The sequence below is a fragment of the Burkholderia sp. Ap-955 genome, assembly GCF_011753045.1.
In the GTDB taxonomy this organism is placed as follows: domain Bacteria; phylum Pseudomonadota; class Gammaproteobacteria; order Burkholderiales; family Burkholderiaceae; genus Burkholderia; species Burkholderia lata_D.
Genome location: NZ_VWWH01000222.1, coordinates 1 through 931, shown reverse-complemented (window position 1 = coordinate 931; position 931 = coordinate 1). Strand labels below are relative to the sequence as shown.

The window sequence follows — 931 nt, the reverse complement described above, 5'->3', positions numbered from 1 at the left end:
GGCATCGTCCGCCCGCGCCCGCGCGGCACGCGTGAGCAGCGGATCGGCGCCGGCCAGGTCGCCGCGCGCGAGCGCCTGCAGGCCGCGCTGCTGCGCGATGTAGTCGGGATTGCGTTCGAGCTGGCGCTGCGCGTCGCGCTGGCGATCCAGTTCCGCGACGCGCTCGACGAATTCGGTATCGTCCGGCACGAGCGCGAGATACGCATGAAGTGCATCGAGATACGCGGGATCGCTGCCGGCCGACTGCAGCACACGCCGCCACAGCGCCATCGCCTCCGTATGGTCGGCGTCGGCGCGCTTCGCGAGCGCCCAGGCGATCCGGTTCGCCTCCGGCCGCGTATCGGCGCGCTGGTTCAAGAGCCGCGCCAGCGCCATCGTCGCGCTCGTGTCCTGCGGATCGGCCGCGACCGCACGGCGCAGCGCGGCGATCGCCGGCTCGCGTCCGCCCGGCGCATTCGACACGATCTGGTAATACTCGGCGCCGAGCGCACCCGACGGCGCGCCGTTCGGAAACAGCGCGACGATCCGCCGGGCTGCTTCGTCCGCGCGGCCGCTGCGCGCGAGCAGGCGAATCTGCGCCATCTCGCCCCGCCCGCTCGTCGCGACGCGGTATTCGTCAGCCGCCCGCCGCGTGGCGGGCGCATTCGGCGCCTGCGCCTGCAGGCGCGCGAGCGACGCCTGTGCGCCTTTCGCATCGCCGAGCCGCAGCAGCACGCGCACCTGTTCGGCCAGCAGCTCGGGATCGCCCGGCGCGATCAGCAACCCCTTGCGCAGCGCGTCGCGCGCGAGGTCGTCGCGATGCTTGACGCCCCACATCCGCGCGGTGTCGAGCTGACGCTGCGCATCGGCGGACGCGGCAGTCGCCGGCGCTGCGGGGTTCGCCACCGTCGCGTCCGCGGCGGTGCCCGGCGCCGCCGCGCACACCGACGAC

At 74.5% G+C, this 931-nt stretch carries 1 pseudogene; it reads right to left on the bottom strand.

Going from position 1 to position 931, the window contains the following annotated elements:
- Positions 1-931 (bottom strand): annotated as a pseudogene (locus tag F3J15_RS37450) (cellulose biosynthesis protein); the annotation flags it as partial.